This window comes from Enterobacter cloacae complex sp. SHL009 (assembly GCF_049237205.1).
Classification (GTDB): Bacteria; Pseudomonadota; Gammaproteobacteria; order Enterobacterales; family Enterobacteriaceae; genus Enterobacter; species Enterobacter cloacae_M.
Window position 1 is genome coordinate 230299 of the sequence record NZ_JBMKIW010000005.1, and the last position, 13428, is coordinate 243726.

The following is a 13428-nucleotide window of genomic DNA, read 5'->3' on the forward strand; positions in this document are numbered from 1 at the left end:
GATGAATATAATATTTTTAACATAATGCTTTTAGTTATGAGCAATAACACACGCCGAATGCGGGTTTGCCTGGGGAATCCCTCTTATCTGCGGTTTTCGCCTCAATCATTTTTTAGGAATTTTCTTAGGGCGAAACGCATCTGTTACCAGGAGTCGCTATGCCTTCACTGCGGGATACATTGCTGATTTTCTCTGACCTGGATGGTTCACTGCTGGATATTCACACCTATGAGTGGCAACCCGCCATGCCCTGGCTGGACAGGCTGCTGGATAATCAGGTTCCGGTCATTCTTTGCAGCAGCAAGACCGCGGCAGAGATGCTGGATCTCCAGCTGGATCTGGGGCTTGAAGGCTTGCCTTTTATTGCCGAGAACGGCGCGGTGATTCAGCCTGACGTGCGCTGGGATAAGATTCAGCGCCAGATCAGGGGGATGACGCACCAGGATATTCGCCCGCGAATCGAGCAAATTCGCCTGCAGACGGGCTATAAATTCACTACCTTTGACGACGTGGATGAGCACGTTATCAGCGAGTGGACCGGACTGACGCGCTACCGTTCGGCGCTTGCCCGCAAGCATGAAGCGTCCGTCACGCTCATCTGGCGCGATACCGACGAGAAAATGGTTCAGTTTGAAGAGGAGCTGGCGAATGTCGGACTGAAATGCCTGCAGGGCGCGCGCTTCTGGCATGTGCTGGACGCCCGCTGCGGCAAAGACGTTGCGGTAAACTGGCTAATTGAGCAATACCGCGAGCTGGAAGAGATTGAACCCACCACGCTGGGGCTCGGCGACGGTCCCAATGATGCGCCGCTGCTCGACAGCGTTGACTTCGCGGTAGTGATTAAGGGCATTAACCGTGAGGGCATCACGCTACGGGACGATAACCCCGCCCGGGTTTATCACACCCGACAGCCCGGCCCGGAGGGCTGGCAGGAGGGGCTGGATCATTTCCTTTCTTAATCCCGCCAGACGACCCGGTTACGCCCGCTCTGTTTGGCCTGATACAGCCGGACGTCCGCCACGGACTGCAGCTGTTCAAACTCGTAGTTTCCCGCTTCATCCGCGCTGCTGACCCCCAGCGACGCGCTGACGCGCAGGGTCGTGCTCTTCTTCACCAGGATCTCCTTACTGTTGATGCGGCAGCGAATACGGTCCGCGACGCTTCTCGCCTCCTCCAGGCCGATCCCCGGCAGGACGACGCAAAACTCTTCCCCGCCTACGCGCCCTGCCACATCATTCTTGCGTAGCGCGCTGGCAATCAGTCCTGCCGTGTGGGAGAGCACTTTATCCCCGGCCTGATGGCCGAAGCGGTCGTTGATGTTTTTAAAACAGTCGAGATCGATCTGAATCACCGAGAACGGCAGCGACTGCTGGCGACAGGTTTCCGCCAGCAATTTTGCCCGGTCGAACAGCGCGCCGCGATTATTCAGCCGGGTAAGCGGGTCATGCCAGGCCTGCCACTGGAGCGAGTGCTGAAGCGTGTACATGTTACTCACCATGCGGCGGATCACCAGCCACGAGATCAACAGCATGGCGGTAAAGAGCGCCCACAGCAGCGCCAGCACGATGCTGATGCTGCCGAAGTCGTCCTGTACCCCTTCGTGCAGGGTGTGGATCCGCAGGACAACGCCGTCGAAGTGATCGAGCCGCTCCCAGCTCACAAAACGGCTTCCGAGGCGGATCCCGCCGCCGGTAGCGTGCTCAATCGCCTGCGCAATCTGCGCCGTTTCGCGTTCGTCAAAATGATTAACCGCGTTTTCCGTACGGGCAGAGGTGGCGATCATATTGAGCCGGGTATCGTACAGCTGATACTCCCCTTCCGTTCGGTCTTCCGTCGCATCGGCCAGCAGACGCTGCATGGTGCCCAACGTAAAATCCATCGCCACAACGCCATACCAGTAACGATCGAAATAGATGGGAACGCTGGCGGTGATCGTACGTTCATCATTGGTCCAGGATGACGGGGTAGAGATAAACCAGCGCACCGCGCGCGCGCGATTGTTCCGCTCTGACTGCTGGGTAAACCAGGACTGCGTGACAAGATGGTAATAGCGGGAGGTAATGTCGCCCGCCTGGTCCGGCGTATCCGTGGAAATGAAAAATCCCGCGCGGGAGACGTAGATCACGCGCGCTTCCGTTTGCGCTCTCGACGACGCCAGCCTGAGCAGATACCCCACTTCGAGCGCGGCAGAAATTTCATGACTGATGCGCTCAGCATCCCGATTCAGAAGCGTGGTTTTATCCACGAACACATCCGAGACCCCGTTTATGGGAAGCGTGCGCTTTTTATCAACGGCAATCTGCCAGGTTGGGAGCATGCGGACGGTATTAAAGCGTGATACCGCATCCTGTAAGACTTCAAAGGCCAGCGGCGTCTCGATCGCATCATGCATGCCCTGACGGAAAAACAGCATCCTGTCCACGCTGTTCTGCAGCTGCCGGTCCAGAGAACTGGCCACCGTATCCAGATGATTGCGCTGGCTGGAGATGTAGGCCTCTTCCAGTACCACCACTTCACGCCAGGTCAGTAGGGTGGAAAATACCAGAACCACCAGAAAACAGAGATTAACAATCAACCCCGGATTGCTACGCTTATGCAGCCATTGCAAAAAGGATTCTCTTACAACAAAGGTATCGCGCTGCACACACACTCCCTGATCGCTGCCTTACACCCGGTACTGGAGATAAAAACGCCCGGCAAAGCCGGGCGTTATGTGATTAAGCCTTGTCCCGCTGGTGCTGCCCGTCCCCCGGCTGAAGCTCATCTTCACGAAATGCTTCCCGCTTGATGCCATAGCCATCGTGCCACCGACATTCCACCATTCCGCTGGAATAGCCGGTCACAATCATACGTGGGCCACCCTTCTTAGGCTTAACTTCATCACTGACCAAAAAGACCATACCTGCCTCCTGTATCAGGGTGAAACTGTTTCAATTTAGACGAGGAATGGTCTTTTTGCATCCCACAACGGGTAACAATTAGTGCGACGTGCCGCGTATTTTTTCAACCAGCTTAACTGCCGCAACCACGATAGCGCCAATGATAAAGCCCAGCACCAGATTCAGCAGCGTGGGCAGAATTGCCGCGACAACGGCCCCCTGCGCCGAGGAAAAATGTTCGATAGCATGGTGCAGCGGCGCGATACCGTGAACCACGATCCCGCCACCCACGAGGAACATCGCCAGCGTGCCTACCACCGACAAACTCTTCATCAGCCACGGGGCCAGCACCAGCAGGCTTTTGCCGATGCCTCTTGCCACCGCGCTCGTTTTCTCTTCCAGCCAGTAGCCAATATCGTCCAGCTTGACGATCAGTCCCACCAGGCCGTAGACGCCGACGGTGACCAGAATGGCGATGCCGGAGAGGATCAGAACCTGATTCAGAAGCGGCGCGTCAGACACGATGCCCAGCGTAATGGCGACAATCTCCGCGGACAGGATAAAGTCGGTCCGAATAGCGCCTTTGACCTTATCGCGCTCGAAGGTTTTCGGATCCTGAGCGGCCAGCGCTTCAAGACGCTGCTGGCGCATCTCCGGCGTATCGCTCTGCTTGCGCGCGCTAAAGGAGTGCAGGACCTTCTCTACGCCCTCGAAGCAGAGAAACGCCCCGCCAATCATCAGCAGCGGCGTGATGGCCCAGGGAATAAACGCGCTGATCAGCAGCGCCAGCGGCACCAGAATCACCTTATTCAGGAAGGAGCCTTTTGCCACGCCCCACACCACCGGCAGTTCACGGTTAGCTCTTACCCCACTCACCTGTTGGGCGTTAAGCGATAAATCATCTCCCAGCACGCCTGCGGTTTTTTTCGCCGCCAGTTTCCCCATCACTGAAATATCATCCAGTAAGGTCGCAATATCATCCAGCAATGTTAATAAGCTACTTCCTGCCAAAATCTTAATCCTTCATTTTTTGGTAATTAGGTGAATAGTATGGAGCAAAAGCGCAAACCCGGAAACACCCACCTCGCGTCAACAAAAAATTCACATCAGCTACACAATTAAAGGGCTCGCCAGCGCGATAGTTTTCGCGTTTACTATCAGCGACCTTTTTATTTCGTCGTGAGGGATTATGCGTTTCCGGCAATTGCTACCGCTCATTGGGGCACTCTTTTCGCTGTACATCATCTGGGGCTCAACCTACTTTGTCATTCGCATCGGCGTGGAAAGCTGGCCGCCACTGATGATGGCTGGCATCCGCTTTCTCTCGGCTGGCGTGCTGCTGCTGGCCTTCCTGCTGCTGCGCGGGCATAAGCTTCCCCCGCTGCGCCCGATGATGAATGCCGCCCTGATCGGCCTGCTGCTGCTGGCGGTGGGAAATGGGTTTGTAACGATTGCCGAGCACCAGAACGTACCGTCCGGGATCGCCGCCGTGGTCGTTGCCACCGTACCGCTATTTACCCTCTGCTTTAGCCGCCTTTTTGGTATCCGCACCCGCAAGCTGGAATGGCTGGGGATTGGTATTGGCCTTGCCGGTATCATTCTGCTGAACAGCGGCGGTAACCTGAGCGGGAATCCGTGGGGCGCAATCATCATCCTGATTGGCTCGATGAGCTGGGCGTTTGGTTCCGTCTACGGTTCGCGTATCGAACTGCCGACCGGCATGATGGCGGGGGCGATTGAAATGCTTGCCGCCGGAATTGTGCTGCTACTCGCCTCCACGCTGACGGGAGAAAAGCTGACGACCCTGCCGCCTCTGTCGGGCTTTCTGGCGGTAGGCTACCTGGCGCTGTTTGGTTCCATCATCGCCATTAACGCCTATATGTTCCTGATCCGCAACGTCTCCCCGGCTGTCGCGACCAGCTATGCCTACGTCAACCCGGTCGTGGCCGTGCTGCTCGGAACGGGATTGGGGGGAGAAACGCTCTCACCTGTGGAATGGATTGCTTTAGGGATCATCGTGTTTGCCGTCGTGCTGGTCACCCTGGGCAAATATTTACTGCCCGCAAAACCTGTGGTCACGCCTTGCGAGGTGGAGAAACCTTAAGCAGGTGAATACCCTGCGTGTCGATCTGCGCGGTCTGGCCGCCGCCGCAGATCCACTCTTCCAGCCGTTCGGTCAGATCGGTATCGTTCAGTTTTAATCTGCCTCTCAGCGCGCACTCCCAGACGATCAGCACCCGCCAGCCCTGCGCAATCAGCGCGCTGAGATCCCGGCGGTCGCGCTCGACGTTCTTGCCAATTTTATCCAGCCAGAAATCGGTGCGCGTCGCGGGGACTTTAAACAGGTAGCAGTCGTGGTGATGCCAGAAACAGCCGTGGGTAAAGATGATGCACTGCCAGGCGTCGATGACGAAATCCGGGCGACCCGCAAGCGCGGGATCCTGCACGCGGAAATCAAACCCCGCCTGCGTCAGCAGCCCGGCCAGGCGCTTTTCGATGGCGGTGTCACGCGTGCCGATGGCACGCATATTTTTGCTGCGCGTGGCCTTATCGTGAACATCCGTCATTGACGGCCTCACCCTGACGGAGTGCCACCGCCTGTCTGATGCGCGAGGCCAGCAGTTTTGCCACGGCCGCGAACGCGGGAACCACCACCGAATTACCAAACTGGCGGTACGCCTGAGTATCCGAAACCGGAATGCGGAAGCGGTAGCCCTGCGGGGTCTCAAATCCCATTAACCGGGCGCATTCCCGCGGCGTTAAGCGTCGCGGACGGTGACGCTGGTTGTGCGGATCGTCGAAATCTTTTTCACCCAGCGCCTTGTCCCAGCCTCGGTCGATCAGGATCTCTGCCCCGTCCTTATAGTATCGAGCGGACAACGTGCGGGTCACGCTGTGCGGATCGTTGGGGTTTACCATTCCAAAACCGAAGCCGTTGCCCTTCGCCTGATGTTTCTTGGCATAGCGGTAGAGGTATTTCCACAGCACCGGGGTAAGAATAAATTTCGCGTCAACGACAGGTTCCAGCAGATCGGCCACGGTAGGACGACGCTCTGGATACAGAGACGGGATATCCCGCAGGGTGAAATCACCCTTGAGATTGAGGTCGCGGCGGAACCCCACCAGCACGATACGTTCGCGATGCTGGGGCAGAAAATGTTTCCCATCAATGATTTTGGGATCGTCCGCGCCCATGTCCTGCGAGTCGGCAACGTCATAACCCAGCTCATCCAGGGTCTGCATGATAATGCGGAAGGTTTTTCCGCCGTCGTGGCTCTTTAGATTTTTGACGTTTTCCAGCACAAAGATGGCCGGGCGGCAGGCATCGATGATGCGCGCCACATCAAAAAACAGCGTTCCCTGGGTATCGCAGGCAAAACCGTGGGCGCGTCCGAGTGCATTCTTTTTGGAAACACCGGCCAGCGAGAAGGGCTGACAAGGGAAGCCGGCCAGCAGCACGTCATGCGCCGGGATCGTCTGGCGAATATGCTCGGCGGCCTGTTCATCGCTCACGCCGCTTTTATGGCTCAGGGTCACATCGCGGATATCCGCGTTGAAATGATGCTCGTGCGGATCGCAGTACCAGTTGGCCTTGTAGGTCCGGACGGCATGCTTGTTCCACTCGCTGGTAAACACGCACTGTCCGCCGATAGCTTCAAAACCGTGTCGGATACCGCCGATACCGGCAAACAGATCGATAAAGCGGAAGGCATAGTTCGGATGCGCGGCAGGAGGACGCGGAAGCAGGTTTTGCAGATAACGAAACTCGCCTTCACTCAGGCGACGCCCTGCGCGTTCGCTGGTCAGCAGACGCTTAAGGATCGCCGGGCTCCAGTGGCTCTCGCCGTGCGCCACCAGCATATTGGCCAGCGTTTTAGCATCATAGATATCCAACAGCTGGTGCAGCAACGCCTGCACCGTTGCCGTTGATTTCTCAGCCTGCTCGGGCGCGGGCTCTGTCACTGATAGATTTTCCTGCATTCTTTTAACCGGAGAGTAAAGACTGGGAACAGATTACCACAGTTCATTAGCGCAAACTGCGACGGAAGCGGCTCAACACCTGGCTATCCAGCCCGATGCAGTCGCCGTGTAATTCGGCACTGAGTTTCGCCATAAACTGGATCAGGAAATCGGCATTGTGACGTGCCAGCTCGCGGCCCATTTCCGTTTGCATTGTATCAGGCAATCGCAGCAGCTTGGTCTGAAAATGGTCCAGGGCAAACGCACGATCGTCAAGGATACGCGCATCGGCAAAGGGATCGTCAGCATCAAAAAGCGGCACGCCCAGCGCGCCCGAGACGGCAAAGACGCGCGCCAGACCGATAGCGCCTAACGCTTCCAGTCGGTCTGCGTCCTGCACAATTTTGGCTTCCATGCTCTGCGGCGCAATCCCGGCGCTGAAGCTGTGCGCCTCAATCGCGTGCGCGACGCTGGCTGCGTGCTCTGGCGGAAAATCAGGGAAGTCGCGGCGCAGAATGTCACACGTCCTGCGCGCTGCCATCTGGGATGACCGGCCGCGTTCGGGATGGTTTTTCGGCAGGCTGACAATATCGTGGAAATAGCATGCGGTCAGGATCACCAGCGGCTCCACCGCCTGGTCAGCCATGATTTTTTGCGCCGTCATCCAGACCCGACGAAAATGCGAAATATCATGTGCGGTATCGTCGGTGCTGTGGTTTTCCTCGAGCCAGCGCTCAAATCGTTGCTGCCACCGGGCAAGTTCCATCGTCATGTCCTGTCGTCTAAAAGAGAAAGAATTATAACACAGGCAAATTAAACCAATTAAAAAATAGAAATTTGAAATACTTAATAATAATTACACCATATAAATTCAAGCAACTAATTCACAAGAAAAATAAAGAGATCAATTGAAATATTTAGTAATATTTAAAAGGTTTTAATTACATTTGTTTTTAGAACTAAATAACACATCCTGGAATAGTATCCATCCTGTAATTTCGGAGAGTGATTACATATATTCATATAAATTATCTTTCAAGGGAATATATAATGAAAAGAAAAGTTTTGGCAATTATTGCACCTGCATTATTAATTGCAGGCATAGCAAATGCGGCTGAAGTTTACAACAGCAATGGCAATAAACTCGACCTGTACGGTAAAGTAGATGGTCTGCATTATTTCTCTGACGACACGGGTTCAGATGGCGACGTAAGCTACGTTCGTCTGGGCTTCAAAGGCGAAACGCAGATCAACGACCTGCTGAGCGGCTATGGCCAGTGGGAATATAATATTCAGGCTAACAAAACAGAGAACTCAGGCAATCAGTCATGGACACGCCTTGGCTTCGCTGGTCTGAAATTTGGTGAATACGGTTCATTCGACTACGGTCGTAACTACGGCGTGGTTTACGATGTTGAAGGCTGGACCGATATGCTGCCTGAGTTCGGCGGAGATTCCTATACCTATACCGATAACTTTATGACCGGCCGTACAAACGGTGTTGCAACCTACCGTAATAATGATTTCTTTGGTCTGGCTCAGGGCCTGAATTTCGCGGTTCAGTATCAGGGCAATAATGAAAGTGCCTCTAACGATCAGGAAGGGACCAACAATAGCCGTAATATCCGCAAAGAAAACGGTGATGGTTGGGGTATTTCAACCTCCTACGATTTCGGTATGGGATTCAACGCCGCTGCGGCATATGCCTCATCTGACCGTACCAACGATCAGGTTACCAAAACAACGGCTGGTGGTGACAAGGCTGACGTCTGGACCGTTGGCCTGAAATACGACGCCAACAATATCTATCTCGCAACCATGTATGCGGAAACCCGCAATATGACGCCTTACGGCAATAAGGAATATGCTGTCGCTAATAAAACACAGAACGTCGAAGCCACCGCGCAGTATCAGTTTGAGTTTGGCCTGCGTCCTGCGGTCTCTTTCCTGATGTCTAAAGGTAAGGATCTGAATTCCTACTACGGAAGTGATAAAGATCTGGTGAAATATGCGGACGTGGGTGCGACCTATTATTTCAACAAAAATATGTCCACCTATGTTGACTACAAAATCAACCTGCTGGATGAAGGTGACGATTTCTACAAGGCGAATGGCATCAGCACCGATGACATCATAGCAGCAGGTCTTGTTTACCAGTTCTAATCCCCAAAATACTAAAGGCCGCAATAGCGGCCTTTTTATTTCTTCGCTGTCATTACGGCGCTTCCTGCAGCGCCACGCGAATAAACCCGTTATTCTGCGCCAGCAGCTCATGGGCTTTCCATGCATCCAGCCCTGTTAGCACCATCAATACCGCCGTTTTACAGTTATGGTTACAGCTCGCCAGCGCGGCTTTTGCCTCGGCCCGAGTGCATCCCCCCGCTTCCATTACAATCGCAATTTGCCGTTCAGCCCATTTGGTCGCGCTTGCCTCAAGATCCACGCGCAGGTTGCTGTAAACCCGTCCGGTGCGGACGGCCAGCCCGGTGGCGATCATCGAGAGGATCATTTTTTGCGCGATCCCCGCTTTAGTGTTGATATAGCCTGCGACGACATCGGCCCCCAGCTCCGGAGCGATAACCATGCTTGCCAGCTGCGCGGCTTCGCTTTGCGCATCACCTGTAACAATGGCGACCGGTGAACCCAGCGACCACGCATGGCGCATTGCCCCCCAGACCCACGGCGTTTTTCCGCTGACGGTCACGGCCAGCATCATATCGTGTTCACCAAACTTGATGGCCTGCAGATCGGCAACGCCGCGCTCGTAGCTCCCTTCCCCTTCTTGTGCCGTAACGGCCATAACAGGAGTTTTGCCCGGCGCATATTCATCGGCAACCTGTTGCGCTACGCGCCCTGACGGCCCCGCGCCAGCAACAATCAGGCGACCGCCGTGGCTGAGCGTCGCGGCGGCGTTGTCCACCACGCGGGCAATAGCATCTAGACAGGGGGTAATAGCAGCAGAAATGAGTGCATCATCCTGGTGAATGACTTTCAGCATGTCCAGCGTGGACAATCTATCAATATTCATCGTGCTGGCGTGCCGTCTTTCCTTGACCGAACCGGTAAGCATAACGCTCATAAACAGCCTCCTTATTATGAGTACCCACACACTATAAAGTGTTTTATATAGACGACCTGCGAGGAGGGTCACGAAAAGGGGACCAAATCCACGCCTTTACATGGCTTTAAGAAAAGCGCGTCATCGGCGATAATTACCCCTTTCTTAATTATCGCGGAGTGTTGATGAGCGATTTGCAGCCTTTCCTTACGACGCGTAAGCGCCCCATGAAGCTGAACACCCTGGTCACGCTGATGGTGTGCGCGATTATTGCCTCTGTGCTGCTGGTGGTTTTTGCGCTCTACTCCGTGCAAATCACCCGGGCGACCCGCGATGATGTTAAAGATACGGCTCTGGGTATCGCCAGAACGCTGGCCAACAGCCCGGAGATCCAGCGCGGCCTGATGCAGCCACCCCAGGCGGACATCATTCAGCCCATCGCCAAAGCCGTCACCCAACGCAACGATCTGCTGCTCACCGTGGTGACCGACATGCGGGGAATTCGCTACTCGCACCCGAACGAAGCCCTCATCGGCCTGCACTTTATTGGCAACGACCTGGAACCTGCGCTGGAAGGTAAAGAGAATGTCTCCGTAAACCGTGGCGCCCTCGCCGAAGCGCTTCGCGTCTTCACCCCCGTTTACGACAGCCAGCACGACCAGATCGGCGTGGTGGTAGTCGGTATATCCCTCAAAAAAGTGGAAGATCAGATTGCCCGCGGGCGTCTAAACGCTGTCTGGACCATTTTGTTCAGTATATTTATGAGCTCCATGGCGATTTGGGGTCTGGTGCGGGTACTGAAACGCATCCTGTTCGGGCTCGAACCTTACGAAATTTCCGCCTTGTTCGAACAGCGTCAGGCGATGCTGCAGTCGCTTCGCGAGGGGGTGCTGGCCGTCGATATTCACGGGCGCGTGACGATGATCAACCAGACCGCCAGAGAAATATTGCTTCTCCCTTCCGGCAAGCAGACCGAAAACGCCAGCGCCCCCCTGCTGGCCAGCCTGCGCGAAGTCTCAAAGACGGGCGCCGCGCGCCAGGATCAGGAGATCAGCTGTAACGGGCGTCTATTGCTGTGCAATATGGTGCCCGTTAAAAGCCAGGATCGGGTGATCGGCGCCATCACCACCTTCCGTGATAAAACGGAAATCAGCCAGCTGATGCAGCGTATTGATGGCATGGTTAACTACGTCGATGCCCTGCGCAGCCATACGCACGAGTTTATGAATAAACTGCATGTGATCCTGGGCCTGCTGCACATGAAGCGCTACGACAAGCTGGAAGAGTACATCATCCAGACGGCACATAATTACCAGACGGATATCGGTACGATACAGAGCAAGGTAAAATCCCCGGTTATTGCCGGGTTCCTGCTGGGTAAAATCAATCGGGCGAAAGAAGCGGGCGTCACCCTGACGCTGGCGGATGAATGCCAGATACCGGATACCGCGAGCGAAGAGCAGGTTGCGGTGCTGATCACCGTGCTGGGTAACCTCATTGAAAACGCGCTCGACGCGATGGAAGGACAGCAGGAAGGTGAGATCGGCCTGCTGCTGCATTATCAGAACGGCTGGCTCAGCTGCGAAGTGAGCGACGATGGCCCCGGCATTGATCCCGCTCAGCTGGAGGCTATTTTTACTAAGGGCTTCTCAACAAAAGGTGAAAACCGCGGCGTTGGGCTGTTCCTTGCGCGCCAGCAAATCCAGAACCTCGGCGGCGATATCACCGTCGAGTCTGAGCCCGGCGTTTTTACCCAATTTTTTGTTCACATCCCCTGGGATAGCGAGAGGAATATCGCGTGATAAATGTATTAATTGTCGATGATGACGCCATGGTAGCCGACCTCAACCGTCTGTATGTCAACCGTGTTGAAGGTTTTAGCTGCTGCGGCGTCGCCTCCACGCTAAACCAGGCCGAGGCCATAATTAATAACCCCGGGCACCCTGTCGATCTGGTGCTGCTGGATGTCTATATGCAGCAGGATAACGGGCTGGATCTGCTGCCCGTTATTCGCGCATCCGGGCGCCCAATCGATGTGATTATGATCTCGTCGGCTGCTGACGCCGCCACGATCCAGACCTCTATCCATTACGGCGTGGTGGATTATCTGATTAAGCCGTTCCAGTTCCCGCGCTTTGAAGAGGCGCTGAACGGCTGGAAGGCAAAGCACAGCCTGATGGGTTCGCACCAGTATTATGAGCAGGCCGACGTCGACCGGCTGATCCACGGCGGGGCGCCGGAGCTGGCGGACAGTAAAAAGCTGCCGAAGGGGTTAACGCCGCAAACGCTGCGCACGATTTGCCAGTGGATTGACGCTCACCCGGAGACGGAATTTTCTACCGATGACCTGGCTAACGCCGTCAATATCTCCCGCGTATCCTGCCGTAAATACCTGATTTGGCTCGCGCAAATCAACATTCTGTTCACCAGCATTCACTACGGTGCCACCGGGCGTCCGGTGTATCGCTATCGTCTCCAGCCGGAGCAGACCGGCCTGCTCAAGCAATACTGTCAGTAACGCGGTAGTCGTTATCCAGCAAGGTAAAACGGAAGTGGTGCATCGATGAGATCACCACTTCTTTTGTTTTGGTCACAAAAATCGCTTCGATATCAGGACGAGAGCGCAGCACAGCGCAGCCCTTCTCTACCCCCATGCCGTACATCAGCGTGGTCCAGATATCGCCGTCGATAGAGTCTTTCGAAACAATCGTCACGCTGTCCAGCTCGTTGTCCAGCGGATACCCGGTGCGCGGATCGAGAATATGGTGATAGCGCCTGCCGTTTTGCTCAAAGTAGCGCTCGTAGGTTCCAGACGTCACGACGGACAGGTTCTCTACGGTCATCGTGCCGATCAGCGCATCCCCCGCGAACGGTTTTTTCAGCCCCACGCTCCAGCCCCCTTCCGGCGAGCCTAACGTCTGAATGTTTCCACCGAGGTTGATCAGCCCCAGCTCAGCGCCCTCTTTATGCAGGTAATCACGCACCCTGTCGGCGATATAGCCTTTGGCAATGGCCCCCAGATCGATCTCCATCCCCGCTCTGGTCAGAAACACGCTGCTGCTGGCCTCATCAAGAAGGACATCTTCAGGACGGGTTATCGCCAGCAGCGACGCAATGTCCTCCGCAGGCGGAACGCTGTCCCCCTGAAAGCCAATTTTCCAGCGCTTCACCAGCGGACCTATCGCCAGGTTAAAGGCGCTGTCCCTGAACAGGCTTGCCGCTTTTGCACAGCGGATCAGCTCAAACACCGGCCGGCTGACGGTAACCGGATGCTGGCCAGCCGCATGGTTAATGTCCATCACCTGCGAGTGCGCGCGGTTGACGGTGAGCAGATCTTCGTACTGTTTGATCAGGCGAAACACGCGGGACGCGAGGGCTTCGTCGTGGGAGAAGAGTTTCAGGAGAATGGGTGAGCCCATCAGGACGGCGGAATAACTGTAAACGCGATGGTCATCAGGCATGACTGGAGTCCTCAGATGTAGCCCCGGCAGGCACCGCGCCGCCGGGGAAAATGCCGGATAGCGCTGGGCG

At 55.4% G+C, this 13428-nt stretch carries 13 protein-coding genes; 5 read left to right on the forward strand and 8 right to left on the reverse strand.

Annotated elements, in window-relative coordinates:
* The first annotated feature begins 158 nt into the window (after positions 1-158).
* The gene (locus tag ACOTZC_RS14110) at positions 159-959 is read left to right on the forward strand and encodes a mannosyl-3-phosphoglycerate phosphatase-related protein (RefSeq protein ID WP_248193839.1); all 801 of its coding nucleotides are present in this window, start codon (positions 159-161) and stop codon (positions 957-959) included.
* Here ACOTZC_RS14110 and dgcQ read toward each other — a convergent pair.
* From dgcQ to ACOTZC_RS14125, 3 genes are all read right to left on the reverse strand, one after another.
* Complete coding sequence (gene dgcQ, locus ACOTZC_RS14115) at positions 956-2644, reverse strand: cellulose biosynthesis regulator diguanylate cyclase DgcQ (RefSeq protein ID WP_213751457.1); 1689 nt, start codon at positions 2642-2644, stop codon at positions 956-958. The genes ACOTZC_RS14110 and dgcQ overlap by 4 nt on opposite strands.
* Before the next feature lie 73 nt (positions 2645-2717).
* The gene (locus tag ACOTZC_RS14120) at positions 2718-2900 is read right to left on the reverse strand and encodes a YodC family protein (protein ID WP_023312315.1); all 183 of its coding nucleotides are present in this window, start codon (positions 2898-2900) and stop codon (positions 2718-2720) included.
* A 78-nt stretch (positions 2901-2978) separates the two neighbouring features.
* The gene (locus ACOTZC_RS14125) at positions 2979-3890 is read right to left on the reverse strand and encodes a DUF808 domain-containing protein (protein ID WP_023312316.1); all 912 of its coding nucleotides are present in this window, start codon (positions 3888-3890) and stop codon (positions 2979-2981) included.
* Between the two features lie 178 nt (positions 3891-4068).
* Here ACOTZC_RS14125 and yedA point away from each other — a divergent pair, with 178 nt between their 5' ends.
* Positions 4069-4983, forward strand: coding sequence for a drug/metabolite exporter YedA (yedA, locus tag ACOTZC_RS14130; RefSeq protein ID WP_023312317.1), 915 nt, complete (start codon positions 4069-4071; stop codon positions 4981-4983).
* Here yedA and ACOTZC_RS14135 read toward each other — a convergent pair.
* The 3 genes from ACOTZC_RS14135 to ACOTZC_RS14145 form a co-directional block, all read right to left on the reverse strand.
* Positions 4955-5446, reverse strand: a complete 492-nt coding sequence (locus ACOTZC_RS14135) for a very short patch repair endonuclease (RefSeq protein ID WP_047173118.1) — start codon at positions 5444-5446, stop codon at positions 4955-4957. The two genes, yedA and ACOTZC_RS14135, sit on opposite strands and share 29 nt — an antisense overlap.
* The gene (locus tag ACOTZC_RS14140) at positions 5427-6842 is read right to left on the reverse strand and encodes a DNA cytosine methyltransferase (protein WP_045403190.1); all 1416 of its coding nucleotides are present in this window, start codon (positions 6840-6842) and stop codon (positions 5427-5429) included. Before ACOTZC_RS14140 ends, ACOTZC_RS14135 begins: the two co-directional genes overlap by 20 nt.
* 64 nt (positions 6843-6906) lie before the next feature.
* Positions 6907-7605: a phosphohydrolase gene (locus ACOTZC_RS14145; protein WP_421635827.1), complete on the reverse strand. Its 699-nt coding sequence runs from the start codon at positions 7603-7605 to the stop codon at positions 6907-6909.
* A gap of 284 nt (positions 7606-7889) precedes the next feature.
* Here ACOTZC_RS14145 and ompC point away from each other — a divergent pair, with 284 nt between their 5' ends.
* Complete coding sequence (ompC, locus tag ACOTZC_RS14150) at positions 7890-9002, forward strand: porin OmpC (RefSeq protein ID WP_047173653.1); 1113 nt, start codon at positions 7890-7892, stop codon at positions 9000-9002.
* 52 nt (positions 9003-9054) lie between these two features.
* Here the strand turns inward: ompC and ACOTZC_RS14155 are convergent, their stop codons facing one another.
* Positions 9055-9918, reverse strand: a complete 864-nt coding sequence (locus ACOTZC_RS14155; protein WP_213751454.1) for an N-acetylmuramic acid 6-phosphate etherase — start codon at positions 9916-9918, stop codon at positions 9055-9057.
* 164 nt (positions 9919-10082) lie between these two features.
* On the opposite strand from ACOTZC_RS14155, the gene ACOTZC_RS14160 reads away from it, so the two are divergent.
* Both ACOTZC_RS14160 and dcuR read left to right on the forward strand, forming a co-directional pair.
* The gene (locus ACOTZC_RS14160; protein WP_045403177.1) at positions 10083-11699 is read left to right on the forward strand and encodes a sensor histidine kinase; all 1617 of its coding nucleotides are present in this window, start codon (positions 10083-10085) and stop codon (positions 11697-11699) included.
* Positions 11696-12415 (forward strand): two-component system response regulator DcuR, encoded by a 720-nt coding sequence (gene dcuR, locus ACOTZC_RS14165; protein WP_023312324.1) that lies wholly within the window; start codon positions 11696-11698, stop codon positions 12413-12415. Before ACOTZC_RS14160 ends, dcuR begins: the two co-directional genes overlap by 4 nt.
* On the opposite strand, the gene ACOTZC_RS14170 is transcribed toward dcuR, so the two are convergent.
* The gene (locus ACOTZC_RS14170; protein ID WP_213751453.1) at positions 12396-13358 is read right to left on the reverse strand and encodes an FAD:protein FMN transferase; all 963 of its coding nucleotides are present in this window, start codon (positions 13356-13358) and stop codon (positions 12396-12398) included. The genes dcuR and ACOTZC_RS14170 overlap by 20 nt on opposite strands.
* Between the last annotated feature and the right edge of the window lie 70 nt (positions 13359-13428).